The sequence below is a fragment of the Limnothrix redekei LRLZ20PSL1 genome (assembly GCF_043235035.1).
Classification (GTDB): Bacteria; Cyanobacteriota; Cyanobacteriia; order CACIAM-69d; family CACIAM-69d; genus CACIAM-69d.
This window is the reverse complement of sequence record NZ_JAZAQF010000072.1, coordinates 1-653: the sequence shown is the minus strand read 5'-3', so window position 1 is coordinate 653 and position 653 is coordinate 1. Positions and strand designations below refer to the sequence as shown.

The window sequence follows — 653 nt, the reverse complement described above, 5'->3', positions numbered from 1 at the left end:
TTGCCATCAGCGCCTATGAAACCCGCGTCAAAGAATCCAAAAGATATTGATCTGAAGGACTTCAGCCCATCCCTGCCCTGGGTTGTCTACCGGTTGGGCCGTCCCAACCGCCACGGCCAGCGGTCGCGGATCCGACAAGCTGCCTTCACCAGCTATTCCTACGCTCAGATCTTCGTCCGGGGATTAATTGCCATTAATTCCGATTTGGCTCCATGCCTGGAAATCCAAAACCGTGAGGGGAGGTTACCCGATGATTCGATTGTTAGCCGTGCCTAAGATCGGTCGCCTCATTTGGCTCCACGCCTTGAGACCCGTTGGCCTGCGGAAACCTTTTAACCCTGGTGTGCCGATCCGATCGGTGCGGCCTCGGCTGGATGTGCCAATTAGGGGTGAGGCCGAATGCTGGTGCTATGAGTTGTCCGATAAGGAACTGACCGATCGGCAAAAATCAAGCTTGGTCGGGTCGATGGAGCAGGAAGGACTTGACCGCGAGGCAACGTTGGCGAGGCTTGATCGAGGCTTTCCGGTGCCCGTTGCTGAGATCGACTACATCCAAACTGAGGTCAACGGGGTTATTCAGACGATCATGCTGTTTCCAGTTGAAATACCGGAGGTCACCGTTTCATGAGTGCGTTCATTTGGATTGGCGATCG

The 653-nt window shown here is 54.8% G+C and carries 2 protein-coding genes; both read left to right on the top strand.

All coding sequences use genetic code 11. The features are described 5' to 3' along the window. Positions 1 to 276, top strand: a 276-nt coding sequence (locus tag VPK24_RS12250; RefSeq protein ID WP_393013734.1) for a hypothetical protein, incomplete at its 5' end; no start/stop codon positions are given. Positions 277 to 415: 139 nt separating this feature from the next. After that, positions 416 to 628: a hypothetical protein gene (locus VPK24_RS12245; RefSeq protein WP_393013732.1), complete on the top strand. Its 213-nt coding sequence runs from the start codon at positions 416 to 418 to the stop codon at positions 626 to 628. The last annotated feature ends 25 nt before the right edge of the window (positions 629 to 653 follow it).